Origin of the sequence: Methanobrevibacter sp. TMH8 (assembly GCF_020148105.1) — an archaeon.
Taxonomy (GTDB): domain Archaea; phylum Methanobacteriota; class Methanobacteria; order Methanobacteriales; family Methanobacteriaceae; genus Methanobinarius.
Map to the genome: position 1 here is coordinate 1 of NZ_JAHLZE010000028.1, position 15,704 is coordinate 15,704.

The window sequence follows — 15,704 nt, forward strand, 5'->3', positions numbered from 1 at the left end:
GAACACAAACTGAAACCAAATTACTAGGAATTTCACACAACTTAAAAAGAATATACAAAGAAATAAATAAAAATAACTAAATATAAAACCCTAAACCCTAAAAAAAAGAAAAAAAGAAAGAAATTTTTATGAGTCGTCCTCAAAATATTTAAAAAAAATATAATAATTTAGTTAAATAAATTAACCTAATATTTCTAATTTTTCTGGAAAGTATGTATCTACTACATATTCAAGACCATATTTAGAAAAAGATTGTTGTTCTGCTTTTTTACCGATTTTAAGCATTTTTTTAATTTCAGTTTGCCATGCAGGATCTTTATATCTAGGGTCATTAGCTAACTCTTTTAACCTTAAAACATCAATATCTTTTAATGGATCTGTAGGAAGTTCATAATTAACAATATCACTAGCTGTAACTCCTAAAAATTTAGCATTTGGAGTAGCTAAATCATGATTAACATGAGCAAGTTTAGCACTTCCAGAAATAATAACCATAGCTATGTGAAAACCCCAAGGGTCCCCATCATTACAAATATAAACTGGAAGATCTAACTCTTCATTAACTCTTTTTAGGAATCTTCTTGTAGCTCTTGCAGCTTGTCCTTTAAGACCTACAATCAATGTATTGAACTTTTTATAAGCTTCTTCTTGAACCATTCTGTGAAACATACCCATAGTCTCTACTGCAATAACTCTTTCAACATTATGATCAAGGAATTCTACTTCATCAATGGTAGGAGAAATAGTATATCCTGATTTCCCTGATTTTAAGGCATTTATTTCAATATCTCCTTCTTGAAAGATAATATCTCCATAAACAGATGCTCCATCTTCTTCAGGCATTAATCCCAAATCTTCACGACTCATTCCCAAAGTTACTTCAATATCTTCCCCAACAATGTTAGATTCTTGTTGGTTATCAAAACCAATATCCCAACCTTCACTAACATAATACATCTCCCTTAAAGTAGCTGTTTTTTCTCTTTGAACAAGATCTTTACAAAAATTAGCTACATGAACCATTTGTCCAATCTTCTTAATTTGTTTCACATTACCAAGAGATCTTTTACCATACCTATCTCCTAAAACAAAGTAACGTTTAGCATCATCATAAACAATATTAGAAGTACCACGAGATGGAACTTTTAAAGTAGGAATTTTCTTTTCTGTAACATCTTCAATAATTTCTTCACCTAATCCTTTAAGTTTATTATATGTAATTTCTTTTCGTGATAAATTATTACTTTTTTGTGTTTTAGCCATAAAATAAACACCCCTTATCCCATATCTTCAAAAGTTTGTTGAGTATCATTATTTTTAGAACTTTTCTTAACAGATTTGTCTAAATCTTCCTCAACTTCATCTAAATTTTCATCAACATTATTTTCAAATTCTTTTTCAACTTCTTCTTCAGCTTCATCTGGATTTTCTCCCAATAATTCAGCAAGAGATCGTCTAGTGACTTTGGCTAAAATTTCTTGGTATTCCGGAACATCGGTCTCTGCCAATTTTGCAGATTCTTTAATAATAACTGGCACATAATCTTCAAATATTTTAGACCGCATAGCTTCTTCTTTAGCAGCTTTTTTCGCCCTTAAATGTTTTTGAAGTTTTCTAGCTAGTTTCATAGTAGCTTGCCTTACTTCATGTAAAATTTCTGGTTCAGGAGCTATACTTTGTTTACCAGTAGAAAGATAAGGAACTTGAGTAGAAATCATATTTACAAATATTGTAAGAGGTACATTGTCCAAATCCCGTAAACCATAACGTTTCCAATCAATACTTTTTAAAGCTTCTGTAATAGCACAACTACCTTGATCAAATGACAGTGGCACCCTATTTGCAAACCTCATAATCTCAGATTTTCTTTGATCATTAACCAAACGCCCACAATCCCCACCATAAGCAAGTCCAGCTTCAATGATGAAAGCTACTCCTCCTCGGTATGTAACAGGCTTTCTTGTTGTAGCTGCAATAAATTCAGGTTTAAGAATCTCTTTCATCCCATCTTCAATTTGTTGATCCCCAATAGGAATAAGTCCAGAGGTTGGAGGTGCCATAAAATCCATTTTGCTAAATGTATCGACAATTTCTTCAGCTTCCTCCCATTTCATGTTTTTTGGAGCTTTGTTCAAATCGATTCCAGTTAATTCTTCTATTTCAGCTACTCTTTTATTTGACATTCTTGAAAGTGAACTAGTAAGTAAACTTCTAAATCTCCTTTTATCAGTATGTTTTGCCATGAAAATTAAATCATCAGCAGTTACTCCTCTTGGATGAGGTAAAACTTCTTTAGGAAGTACTGGAACTATATCCGCAGCTCTATTAAATATATATTTATGACCAGTTGGATCCCTAAATGTTATTTTTGCATGAGGATTGCCAATCATAGTTCTCCTAATATATTCAAAAGCTCCTTGTTCAGCTAAAGAATAAGAAACTTCTTTAAATTCAAGTTCAATACAAACACCCGTATGCTCAGGTTCATATTTCTTACGATGTAAAAGCATACCTTTATTCTTCTTAACATCCATTTTAAACTCAAGGTCAACACCTTTAATCTGACCATCCTCTTCCCATGCAGATTTTACTCTTGCAGGCTCCCCAGTAGTCATTTGAGAAAGTAGTACACAACCACTACACCCTAAACCTTGCTGACCTCTAGATTGAATATTTCTAAACTTAGAACCTGCAAACATAGTACAGTAAACCTTCATTATATATTTTTCAGGTATCCCCGGCCCATTGTCAGAATGTCTAAGAACATAATGATCTTTATCCATTCTTTTAAGATCAATTTCAATTTCTGGAAGAATTCCTGCTTCTTCAGCAGCGTCAAAACTATTAGTAATTAGTTCGTGGAAAACAATTGTTAAGGACCTTATTTTTCCAGTGAATCCTAACATTTGCTTATTTTTTCTAAAGAACTCTGAAGGCGTCAATTCTTGAAAATTATCAAAGAGTTCTGATGCTTCTTGAGACAAATTAAACCTCCTTATAAAGATTAATGTGAATTAATAATATTTTAAATATTTTTCAATGTCAAATATTTTATAATTATTTTAATTTTAATATTTTCAAATAGAAAAGCTATCTAAATTTAATAAAATACTATAATATTATATTTTATACATGCCATATGTTTGAAATCTAGAGTATATTTAATATTTAAAATAATTATAAAATAATCATAATTAGTATAAATAATATATTAATTGTTACAAAAAATTACTGTTTATGAAAACTATATCCTTAAATCATGTTATATTTCAAACATGTTATGTATATGGCACACCTAATATATAATGTTTTGTAGCGATTAAATATATTATTTCCATTAGATAATTAAGTTTATTAGATAATTAAATATAAAACTAAAATTAGGATTGAAAAATTGAAGTTAAAAATTTATTGACATATTTAATTTTAAAATTAATTTTAAATTAAAAATTATAAATTAATTATAAATTAATAACCTCGATAAATTAACTAGAAATTAACTAGAAATAACTTAAATCAATTATAATTTAATTAAAAGTAATTAAAAATTGATTGTATTGATTATATTAATTATTATCAATTGATAAAATAATTAAAGATATTTACACAAATATATTTAATTAAAGATATTTAATTAATAAAATATTTAGAAAATAAATTAAAAATCATTTAAAATCAACTGAAAACATCTATATTAATTGAAATTTAGGAAAAATTATTATAGTTCTAAAGAACTAATCATCCAAGTCATCCCGGAATTCGATTTTGTCATCCTCAATTCCAACCACAGACTTGAATTCTTTCATTTTCCTATCATTCTGTTTAGCTTCTAAAAAACTATAAACTGATTTATGTCTTGAACCATTTAAAATCATTTCTACAGCTTCTTTAGCCACCATTACATTTTCAAGATCTCCAATGAATGATACGGTCTTTCCATATACAGCCATATCTACTTCAGCCATATTAATTATTAATTCCCTAGTTTTTCCATCTTTCCCTATTATTCTACCTTTCTGCCTAGCTAATGCCTTTTTAGATTTACCTACATATAGAGTTAACTTTATTATTTCTAAATAAACATCATCTTCATTTAATTTAAGAGCCATATCTGGGTTAAAACCTCTACTAACTGCTTTAACAATGTGATTAGTTTTCCAAACACCCAATGGATCATCCATTTCTTCAGTTGGAGAAATAGCTACAGTTCCTTCCTCACCATCAATATCTAATTGAGTTTTAGTTATTTTTTCAATTTTTTCTTTAGTTTCTCCATTTGTTCCAATTAAAACTCCAATCCTATCTCTTGGAATTTTAAGATAATCTGTTGTTGGCAAATTTTCACCTCTATTAGAAATTATAAATAAAATAATCAGTTTGTTTTAATTTATATTTATTTATATTATTAAATACTCATATTTAATCTTATCTAATCTTGATTTAATTAATTTATTTTATTTGAATTTAATTTTATTAAATTTACCAATTTACACAACTAATCTATTATTAACAAAACATATTATATAAATCAAACCTGAGAGTGAATGAAAAGTAATATTTAAAGTAAAATAGATTAATATATAAAATAAATTAAACTAAATAATTAAACTAAATAATATAAAATAAGTAAGTTAAACTAATTAATATAAAATAAGTAGTTTAAACTAAGTAATTAAAATAAGTAATTAAATTAAGTAATTAAACTGAATAATATAAACTAAGTAAAATATTAAAAGAAAAGAAATATTAATCGATTAAACAATGAAAATTAATCAATATCCAAATCATTACCAAGATCTAATTTTTCTTTAATTTCTTTTATAGATGTTGATGCACCTAATTTCTTAAATTCATTGAATATATTTTTAATATCTCTTACTAATAATTCATTAGCTATTGGATGATCCCTTACAACAGATTGAGAAACATCAATTATTACAGGATTTTCATCTTTATTTAAAATATTAAAAGTTGAAAGATCACCATGAATCAAATTTGCATCATGGATAAATTTTTTTGTTTCAAAAAGAAGTTTATCTAAGAAATCATCTACATCTTCTGGTTTTTGGTTCCTTACTGTTTGTGCAGGATTTCCTTCGTCATCACCAATAAATTCTAATAAAAGTACATTATTTAAAGCAACAATAGGTTTCGGAACACTTACTTCCGCATCAAATCCACGAGTAAGATTTCTAAATTCCTTATTAACCCAATTATTAATAAGTTGTCGCTTATTATTAGATTTTATATTAAATCTAGGATCTCCTTGGATATAATACTGCATTTTTTTAAAATCAGAAGTAGCTATCCTATATATTTTAACAGCAATAAATTTTTCTTTGCCATTTTTATATTTTAAGCCTTTTAAAACGTTAGCTTCTTTTCCAGTACTAATAGCACCATTTAAAACATCCATATATCCCTGATTAGCTAATTTATATAGTGTTTCAAGAGTTTGCTTGTCAAATATTTCACTACCTACTCTTTTATCTTCAACACTTTTTCTTCTTTTTTCAGAAATAATCTTTTGAATCTTTTCGTCAGCTTTAGCTATTTTAGGATCCATATGAATCTCAACATAAAATAAAAATTATAATATAAATTGTAATTAATATGTTAATATATAATTAATAGATATAAGTTATTATAGCATCATAAATTATGATATATCATAAAACAAGATAATATATAAAATAAGATGACATATAAATAAAATGATAATTATATAAAATTGATTTTAAAGATAATATTAAATCAAAATAAAAATTAGAGATAAAAAGTTACATTTTTAAGTAACCTTTTCTTTCTAGCCAGTTAGATTCTGTTCTAGTGTATCTCCAGATAACATCAGCTTTTTCATCAGATTGGAATTCCCAAGGTTTTACAAGAACCACATCACCTTCTCTAATCCAAATTCTTTTCTTCATTTTTCCAGGGATTCTTGTCATTCTGACATTACCATCAGCACATCTGACTTTTAATTTTCCATGACCCATAATTTGTTCTACAATTCCAGGCATTTCTCCTCTTCTTGGAGTTCTTACTCTTCTAACTTCATGTGTTTGTTCTTCTCTTGCCAAAAACTCTCCTCCAGTTTTAAATAAATCATCTAAACCTTTTAATAAAAAATTATTATTTATCAAATTAGTATTAAATAATTATAAATCGGAATATTTTTCAATCATCAATAAACATTTTGAATATTTACAATAAATTCTACAATAAATATTACTAATTTCCAACAGATATTAAAAATATCCATGCATATCAATAATATCTAACAGATAATAATAACAATATTGAATACAATACAAATATCTTGATATAGAATTAATAAATAATGATATTACATATATATTTAATTTATAATAATATAAGTATATTCCTTTTTATATATTAAATTATTCTTTTTATATATTCTTTTAATTCATTTTCATAATATTAATAAGTCAAATAAATCAATTAGAATTTCAACTACAATAATATTACAATTTAATATATTATAATATTTATATAACTTTAATTTTATATTAAGAAATAGTAAAATGTAAATAATTGAAAATATATCAATATTATGAAAAAATTTAGGGTAATATTGAAAAATAAAGAGAATAAAAATAAAAGAAAAATAAAAATAAAAGTAAAATTAAAAAATGAAGTAAAAAATAAAGTAAATTAAAAAATAAAGGAAAAAGTAAAATAAAAATAGAAACTAATTAATTATCATTAATGTATCTCCAGCATTAACAGTGTCTCCTTCACCAACAAAGATTTCTTTGACAACACCATCTTTTTCTGCTTGGATATCATTTTCCATTTTCATTGCTTCAATAACCGTAACAATATCCCCTTTTTTAACTTTATCTCCAACATTTACTTTTAGCTTTAAAATCATTCCCTGCATTGTTGAGGTTAAGCCTCCTTCAACAGGACTAGAAATTGTATTAGGATCCGCTTCACCAATTTCCATAAAACCGGTTGGCATTATCCTAACATCAAACACATCCCCATCTACTTCAACGCTATATTCTGTTGGTATAGCTACTTCAGATTCTTCCATAGCTTGTATTTTAGGAGGTTCTAGTTTTTCTTCTTCTGCCTCTCCTTTCAAAAATTTAGGAGCTATTTGAGGATAAAGTGCTAAAGTGAGAATATCTTCTTCTTTTTTGATTAAACCTTCTTTTTCTCCTTTTTCTCTGAATTTTTCATATTGAGGTTCAATGTCATCAGCTGGGCGATGAGTAATTGGTTTTTCATCCCCTATAATCTTTTTAGATATTTTTGGATCAACTGGAGCAGGAGATTTACCATAATTTCCCCGCATATATTCTTTAACTTCATTGGATACTAATTTATATCTTTCCCCACCAAGAACATTCATAACTGCTTGAATACCAACAATTTGACTAGTTGGAGTAACAAGAGGAGGATATCCCATATCTTTTCTTACTCGTGGCATTTCATCAAGTACATCTTGATATCTATCAAGTGCATTTTGTTCTTTTAACTGTGAAACTAAGTTAGAAAGCATTCCTCCAGGAATTTGATATATAAGAACATCAGTATCAATAGTTTCAGCAATAGGATCAAGTAAAGAACTGTATTTTTCTTTAATGCCTTCAAAATATTTTTTAATGTTATTTAATCGTTTGAGATCAAGTTTTGTATCGTACTCAGTGCCTTGAAGAGCAGCAACTATACTTTCAGTCGGAGGTTGTGAAGTTCCCCAAGATAATGGTGAAATAGCTGTATCTAAAATGTCAACACCTGCTTCACAAGCTACATAATAACTTATTGGAGTCATTCCACTAGTACAATGACAATGTAAATTTACAAGAAGATCAGTTTCTTCTTTAAGTCTAGTTACAAGTTCATAAATGTCTTTAGGATTTATAAGACCTGCCATGTCTTTTATAGCTATTGAATCACATTCAAGAGCCTCTAAATCTTTTGCTAGACTAATAAAATCATCCAGTGAGTGAACTGGACTAGTAGTGTAACTAATAGTTCCTTGAACATGCGCTCCTTGTTTTTTAGCTGTTTTAATTGTAGTTTCCATGTTTCTTACATCATTAAGTGCATCGAATACACGAAAAACATCTACTCCATTAGAATAAGCTTTTTCAACAAATTTTTCTACAATATCATCAGGATAATGTTTATAACCTACTAAATTCTGCCCTCTTAATAACATCTGAATAGGAGTATTTGTAATCTTCTCTTTAAGTTGTCTAAGACGTTCCCAAGGGTCTTCATTTAGGTAACGAATACATGTATCAAAAGTAGCTCCCCCCCATGCTTCAATGGAGAAATAACCAACCTTATCTATTTCTTCTGCAATTGGAACCATATCCCTTGTTCTCATCCTCGTAGCTAAAAGGGATTGGTGGGCATCTCTAAGGGCCGTTTCTGTAATTTTTGTAGTTTTCATAATATTTACCTTCCTTCAATCAGATTTTACCATACAAACCTAATACTATTAATAATTGCGATACAAATATAATAGATCTAATATTCAGGATAATAATATTTAAATAATCATTTTAATCTAATTTAACTTAATTTAATCATATTTATGCATACCTATACATATTTTTCATAATCCACCTATATTTTTGTCATAAGTATTAATAATATTTATCTATTTTTTTATCAATTTTTTTCAAAAATTATAAAATGATATATATTAAAATTGTCAATATAATAAAATATGCTACTAAACATATTATCAAATATACCAACTAAATATGCTAAATACTTACTAAATAACTAACTATAATATAAATATACTAAATAATTACTCAAAATAATATAAAATTATTATTAATATATAATTATTAGATATAAAAATCTAAAAAAGTGGAATAAAAATATAAAAATAAAGTAAGTTATAAATAAAGAAAAAATAATAAAAATTAGAAGAAATAATAAATAAATTAAAATTATCTTTCTAATTTACCTTCTATGAATTCATTGACTTTTCTGTAAGCATCATCATCAGTGAATTGTTCAGGTGGATGTTTCATTGTGTAAGATGAAATAGAAGTAAGTTTACCTCCAATTCCCCTATCTATAGCTAATTTACAACATCTAATCGCATCAATAACGCAACCTGCTGAATTTGGAGAATCTTCTACACTAAGCCTTAATTCTATATTCATTGGAACATCTCCAAAAGTTTTTCCTTCCATTCTAAGGAAACATAGCTTATTATCTTTTTGCCAAGGCACATAATCACTTGGACCAATATGTATATCATGTGGATCCATTCTCTCATCAAGAACAGATTGAACAGCTTCAGTTTTTGATTCTTTCTTTGAATCAAGCCTTTCCCTACTGAGCATATTAATAAAATCAGTGTTCCCACCAGTGTTAATTTGATAAGTGTGATCCAATTTTACACCCCTTTCTTTAAAGAGATTAGCTAATGTTCTATGAGTTATAGTTGCTCCAATTTGAGCTTTTATATCATCACCAACAGCAGGTATTCCTTTCTCTCTAAATTTAGCTTCCCATTCATCATCACTAACTATGAAAACAGGCATACAATTTACAAAGGCAATTCCTGCATCTAAAGCACATTGCGCATAGAATCTAGCTGCTTTTTCTGAACCAACTGGAAGATAGTTTAAAAGTATTTCAGCCCCAGAATCTTTTAATATCTGAATAATATCAGAAGGTTCATCATTTGAAGGAACAAATGTATAATCATCTTCAAAATCTTTCATATGAGGAGCTACACCATCTAAAAGATTCCCCATAGATACCTTGACGTCAGTTTTAGGAATATCTTTTTGAAATATAGTTGTGCAGTTAGGTTTTGCAAAAATAGCTTCATCAATGGTTTTTCCAACTTTTCGCTTATCAATATCAAAAGCAGCTACTACTTCAATGTCTGATGGTTCATAATTTCCAATTTTCCAATGCATTAAACCTATAGCATCTTTTTCATTTTTATCTTTATAATAATGAATTCCTTGAATAAGGGAACTAGCACAATTTCCCATACCAACAATAGCTATTTTTATTTTATTCAAATTGAACACCCTTTTTTATCTTAATTGAAATTAATAAGTAATTTTAAAATTTTATTGAATGAATTATTAGTAAATATTAAAAATACTAGTAATATAATAATGTTAGTAATATTATATAAAAATATCCAATATTATTTTATATTATATATTATATATCAAATAATATTTTATATTGTGTATTAAATAATCATTATAGTATCTATATCTCATATCATTTAAATTAGATGGTTTAATATTTTCTATAATTTTGTTTTTATATTATATAACTAAAATATCCATCAAAATATCCATACTTTTTTTTCTTTTCAAAATCTTTCTTACAAAAATGAAATAAAAGATAAAGTTAATGAATTTTATAATTATTGTAAAGAAAAAGAATATTATCAATGGAAAAAGACAAGTCAGAATAGATCAATTAATAGAAGATATAGATGATCTTAATAAAACTCAAAAAGAAGCATTAAAAATATTATTAGCTAATTCTGAAAATAGAGAGAATAATTTTGAAGATAGAATATCTAAAAATGAAAAAGATATAACTGATTTAAAACTACCAATGGTTGATATTCCAAATAATATAATTAATAGTGTAGCTAAATTGTTACCTATATCTACAGCAATAATAAGTGTTGCTATTAGTGTAATTATGTATTCTGATGATATTCCATTATTTTTATTATATATAGCTAATTAGAAAAAATAAAAGAAAATATATGTTTAGTCTTTTAGCAGTACTGTGTGATGTATTTCTTCTAACATTTTTCTTATGTTGATTAATTCTATTCTAATATTAAGCAAATTATCGTTCATGTTGTAAACAACCCATTCGTTTAGTGTAATGTTCTGTTCTTCTAATTTTTTTTTCAATTCAGATATTTCATTTATTCTTTTATCACTCATAATTAACAATCCCCCCTAATTTTTAAATTGTTTTATCATGAATATTATATTATTTTAATAATATATTTTATATTTATAATATTAATAACTTTACATTTAAACACTCCAAACCTTTACAAAATCAAGTTATCCTTTACAATTTTTTTATTAAATATAATATTTTTTATGTGATGATAATGACCTGTAGGTCTAAGATTGAAAATTCAGATAATTTTAATTAGGTGGTTGATATGATTAAAGATATTTTGAAGCCCAAGACTATTTCTGATTATTTGAAGAATAATTATGATGAGAGTATTTCACATACTGCAATTAATAATTATATCTATAAAGTATCAAATATATTATTAAATATCTAATAAATCTATATATCATAAATATATCTAATAAAATTAAATATATCTAATAAATTAAATATATTCAATGCCATAAAAATATATAACTAGTTAAATTTATAAAATAGATTTTAAATAAAAATATTTTAAATAAAAATAATAAATTTAATAGGTGTAATTATGAAAAAGGTGCTTTTAATAGCTTTTTATTTTAATCAAACAAATGAAATCGCATCTAAACGGCTTAGAGGTTTAGCTAAATATTTACCTCAGTTTGGATGGGAACCTATTGTGATAGTTCCTAAATTGAAAAATACACCTTGTTACAACAATTATGATTATAATTTCAAAATTATAGAAACTGATTATGAAGATATGTTAGATATATGGTTGAATAAATTTAAAAATAATGATAAATCTAAGAAACCTATCAAAAACTCTGATATATCTAATAACATAAGTGAAAATATAGATAATAACACAAGAAAGAATACAAAAAAGAATACAAGAAATAATAAAAGAAATAATAAAAATAACATTAAAACTAAAAATAAATTATTTTCAACAGCCATATCTATAGCAGGAGAGTTTTTTGCATATCCTGATGGAATGAAATATTGGTATGAGCCCGCTATAGAAGTTTCAAAAGAAGCTATAGAAATTAATGATATTCAGACCATAATTAGCTCTTCATGGCCAGTAACATCACATATAATAGCTAAAAATCTTACACAAGAATACAATCTAAAATGGATTGCAGATTTAAGAGATCTTTGGAATATGAATCCTTATGTAAATCATACTTTTATAAGAAATCACTTTGAAAAGAATTTAGAAATTGAAACATTCAAATACGCAGATATTTTAACCACAACTACAGATTTAGCAGGAGAAACTCTTCAAAAAATACATCCAAATAAAAAAATTTGTACTATAATGAGTGGTTTTGATATTGAAGACATCACTGAAAATAACACTCCAGAAGATACTGGAAAACTTAATTTTACTTATGCTGGTTCTTTATATGGTGGAAAAAGAGATCCAACATTCTTATTTAGTGGAATAAGACAGCTGATTGATGAAGGAAAAATAGATCCAAAAATATTAGAGCTAGATTTTTATGGAGATAATGTAGGTCTTGAAAAAATAGCCAAAAAATACAAAATTGAAGAACTTGTGAATATACATGGATCAATACCACACAATGAAGTATTAAAAATACAAAAAAAATCACAAGGGCTTTTATTAATATCTTGGAATAATGAAAAAGAGAAAATATTTTTACCAGGCAAAATATATGAATATTTAGCTGCAAAACGTCCAGTATTATCAATAGGATACAAAGAAGGATCATTGAAAGATCTTATTGAAAAAACAAACATTGGATACCACGTTTCTACATTGGATGAAACCAAAAAAGGATTAATGGATCTTTACAATAATTTTATCACCAACAAATCATTAAAATATACAGGTAATAGTGAAGTAAATAATTATTCTATGTTAGCTACAGCTCAAAAGTTTGGAAAACTATTAGATTCTTTAGAAAAAAATTAGAAAAAAATAAAAATAAATAAAAAATAAAAATAGATAAAAAATAAAAATAAATAAAAAATAAAGATATATAAAAATAGATAAAAATTGATAAAAAATTGATAAATAATAAATAAAAAGAATATATGTGAAAACATAATTATAGGAAAGTGCAATTAAATGAATGCGTATCTTGAAATAATCAGACCTGGAAATGCTATAATGGCAGTTATAGCTGTTATACTAATGGCAATAATAGGTAAAAACTATGACCTCCCGATAATTTTAGGAGCAATAACTGTTTTTCTAGCTACTGGTGGAGGAAATGTTATTAATGATTATTTCGATTATAAAATAGATGCTATCAACAAACCTAACAGACCAATACCTTCTGGAAAAATATCTCTAAGGATTGCTAGAAATTACGCTTATTTTCTATTTATAATAGCTATTTTATTAGGATTTACTATTAGTACTCTTGTAAACAGCTGGATTCCTTGTATTATTGTAATTTTATCATCACTGTTGATGTATTATTACGGACATACACTGAAAAAGATAGCTTTGATTGGAAATTTAGCTGTTTCTCTTTTAACAGGGCTTTGTTTTATTTTTGGAGGGTTTATAATTGGACTATATACAATGTCCAATGGAATAATTATTACATCTATCTATTTAGGATTTTTTGCCTTTTTGATGACAATGGCAAGAGAAATTACAAAAGATATGGAAGATATTGAAGGAGATAAATCAGAAAAAGCAAAAACTTTTCCAATAAAATATGGATTAAAAAAATCATCATATTTAGCTGGATTTTTGATGGTTTTAGCTAGTATACTAAGTCCAATTCTCTATTTTAATGGAATATTTAACTTTTATTATCTTATAGTTCTTTCAATAGCTATAATCGCATTTTTATATGGAGCATATATTATTCTTAAAGATCAATCTCCTGAAAGTTGCAAAAAAGCATCTAAACTAGTAAAAATAGGAATGATGATTGCATTTATATCTTTTGCAATTGGTTCATTTTAATTATTAATTAATTATTAATTAATTAACAATTAATTATTAGTTATTTAATTCAAGAAGTTTTTTTATAAACAATTACTTCCCCAATTTCTTTTACTGGTAAATAACCATTTATATTTGTTTTTTTATGAATTGAAATAAAATATGTTGTATTATTAGCTAACATCATAGTTGATAGTTCATTAGGAGAAGTTAGCCATTTTACATATAAAACTTCTTTCTGTAGATACCATGTAAATATCGGACCTCTTTCTGCCCAAATAACTTTATTATCATAATTTGGGTCATAAACTTTCAACCAATTAACCACTTCTTTTTCATTATCAACAATAGAATCATGCTTATCTATTGTTAAATAAGCAAAAGAAGAAATCACAAATAGAATTATTATAACTATTGGAATTAAAGTTTTTATTAAACCTATATTTTTAGCTTTCATTACTTTTGATAATTTTAATGAAATTAATGAATCTAACGAACCTAATGAGTCTAATGAGTCTAATGAATTTAATATGAAACTTAATGACAATGTTGCAATAAAAGCAAAAGTTGGAGCCAACGTTGTGAAATATCTATCTGCTTTAACAAGATGAGCTGAGAAGAATATCATATATGATAAAAACCAAGCAAACATTAGTAAATCAAAATTAAAGAATTTTTTAGTTTTATTTGAATAAATATTGATAATTTTATTAGATATATATGAAAATGTGAATAAAGAAACAAATAAGATTAATTCACTATAAACAAATGAAATTTTACTAGCTGTTAAAAATGATAAAGCTATTAATATAATATTTATAGCTAATAATACATAGACTAAGATATTTGATGTATTTTTGCCCATTAATTTAATTTTTCCATTATTAAATTTATTAGAATTATCATACCTATTTTTTAATATATTAATAGCTTTATAAAGGCCTATTAAAAGACCAATTATAATAATAACAATTATAATATAAGATAAAATATGATTAGGATTATAAATGAATCTTGGAATATTAGTAAAATAATAAAAAAGATTATTATTAACATCAGGAAGTGTTGATGTCTTTGATGCAATATCTTGAGCTTGATTTACAAAACCTAAAGGAATTTTGTTAATATAGAAATGAGCTAAAAATGGAATAGCCATTATTACACCAGCAAGTATTCCAATTATTCCATTTTTCGAATATTTTTTAATATTATAACTTATATTAGGTTTAGAAATTAAATATAATATCATTAAAGGAATAGCTAGTCCTGCAGTATATTTTGCAAAGAATCCTAAAACAGCTAGTGGGAAAGCTAAATAAAAGTATTTTTGGTTTTTCTCAACACCTAATACGAAGAAGTATATGGATAATATTGTAAGAGAAACACTAGGAACGTCAATAGTTCCATTAGCTACCCACATCAAGTTTATTGAAAAACCAGCATAAATAATAGCTCCAAATACAGCCATGAGATTTTTAAATCTTATTTTTAAAAGAGAATAGACCCCTAAAACCCCTAAAATGTAAAATATTCCAGTTACAGTAAATATACTTGTTTCATTAACAAAGCCGAGTCTGAATAACAAAGAAGTTAAAAAAGGAATAAGAGGAGATAAGTAGTTAACATAATCATAACCACCAATAGAATGACCTGAAAAACGAAGAGCCTCAATCAAGTAAAAATAAACATCCCTATAAGAATGACCTAAAATATCTTGAGAAGTATTAATCCAAATTAGCAATACTGTTATTGAAGTAGAAAAAAGTAATATAAACAGAAAAGAGAGTTTATATTCATTCGTTTTAGCAAAACTAATTAAAGATTGGAATTTTGAGTTTTTCAAGGAAATTCCCCACGAGCATAAATCATATATGAATTTTTATAT

12 protein-coding genes are annotated in these 15,704 nt (G+C 25.8%); 3 read left to right on the top strand and 9 right to left on the bottom strand.

All coding sequences use genetic code 11. The features are described from left to right. Positions 1-180: 180 nt before the first annotated feature. The 7 genes from KQY27_RS05725 to KQY27_RS05755 form a co-directional block, all read right to left on the bottom strand. Positions 181-1,263: a DNA topoisomerase IV subunit A gene (locus tag KQY27_RS05725; protein WP_224425613.1), complete on the bottom strand. Its 1,083-nt coding sequence runs from the start codon at positions 1,261-1,263 to the stop codon at positions 181-183. A 14-nt stretch (positions 1,264-1,277) separates the two neighbouring features. Further along, on the bottom strand, positions 1,278-2,984 hold the full coding sequence (top6B, locus tag KQY27_RS05730) for a DNA topoisomerase VI subunit B (RefSeq protein WP_224425614.1): 1,707 nt from the start codon (positions 2,982-2,984) through the stop codon (positions 1,278-1,280). A 750-nt stretch (positions 2,985-3,734) separates the two neighbouring features. Then, a complete protein-coding gene (locus KQY27_RS05735; RefSeq protein WP_224425615.1) occupies positions 3,735-4,337 on the bottom strand; it encodes a KH domain-containing protein in 603 nt (200 codons plus the stop codon). A gap of 431 nt (positions 4,338-4,768) precedes the next feature. After that, positions 4,769-5,566, bottom strand: a complete 798-nt coding sequence (locus tag KQY27_RS05740) for a serine protein kinase RIO (RefSeq protein WP_224425616.1) — start codon at positions 5,564-5,566, stop codon at positions 4,769-4,771. A 214-nt stretch (positions 5,567-5,780) separates the two neighbouring features. Continuing rightward, on the bottom strand, positions 5,781-6,080 hold the full coding sequence (eif1A, locus tag KQY27_RS05745) for a translation initiation factor eIF-1A (RefSeq protein WP_224425617.1): 300 nt from the start codon (positions 6,078-6,080) through the stop codon (positions 5,781-5,783). Between the two features lie 632 nt (positions 6,081-6,712). Continuing rightward, complete coding sequence (oadA, locus tag KQY27_RS05750) at positions 6,713-8,431, bottom strand: sodium-extruding oxaloacetate decarboxylase subunit alpha (protein ID WP_224425618.1); 1,719 nt, start codon at positions 8,429-8,431, stop codon at positions 6,713-6,715. Positions 8,432-8,942: 511 nt separating this feature from the next. Then, complete coding sequence (locus KQY27_RS05755) at positions 8,943-10,037, bottom strand: inositol-3-phosphate synthase (RefSeq protein ID WP_224425619.1); 1,095 nt, start codon at positions 10,035-10,037, stop codon at positions 8,943-8,945. Between the two features lie 346 nt (positions 10,038-10,383). On the opposite strand from KQY27_RS05755, the gene KQY27_RS05760 reads away from it, so the two are divergent. Further along, complete coding sequence (locus tag KQY27_RS05760; RefSeq protein ID WP_224425620.1) at positions 10,384-10,731, top strand: hypothetical protein; 348 nt, start codon at positions 10,384-10,386, stop codon at positions 10,729-10,731. 23 nt (positions 10,732-10,754) lie between these two features. Here the strand turns inward: KQY27_RS05760 and KQY27_RS05765 are convergent, their stop codons facing one another. Then, positions 10,755-10,937 (bottom strand): hypothetical protein, encoded by a 183-nt coding sequence (locus tag KQY27_RS05765; protein ID WP_224425621.1) that lies wholly within the window; start codon positions 10,935-10,937, stop codon positions 10,755-10,757. Between the two features lie 515 nt (positions 10,938-11,452). Between KQY27_RS05765 and KQY27_RS05770 the strand changes: the two genes are divergently transcribed. Next, positions 11,453-12,829 carry a glycosyl transferase GT4 family protein gene (locus KQY27_RS05770; protein WP_224425622.1) on the top strand — a complete coding sequence of 459 codons (1,377 nt, stop codon included), beginning with the start codon at positions 11,453-11,455 and terminating at the stop codon, positions 12,827-12,829. 156 nt (positions 12,830-12,985) lie between these two features. Beyond that, positions 12,986-13,840, top strand: a complete 855-nt coding sequence (locus tag KQY27_RS05775) for a UbiA family prenyltransferase (RefSeq protein ID WP_224425623.1) — start codon at positions 12,986-12,988, stop codon at positions 13,838-13,840. A gap of 49 nt (positions 13,841-13,889) precedes the next feature. Here KQY27_RS05775 and KQY27_RS05780 read toward each other — a convergent pair whose 3' ends face one another. Further along, a complete protein-coding gene (locus KQY27_RS05780; protein ID WP_224425624.1) occupies positions 13,890-15,662 on the bottom strand; it encodes a glycosyltransferase family 39 protein in 1,773 nt (590 codons plus the stop codon). Between the last annotated feature and the right edge of the window lie 42 nt (positions 15,663-15,704).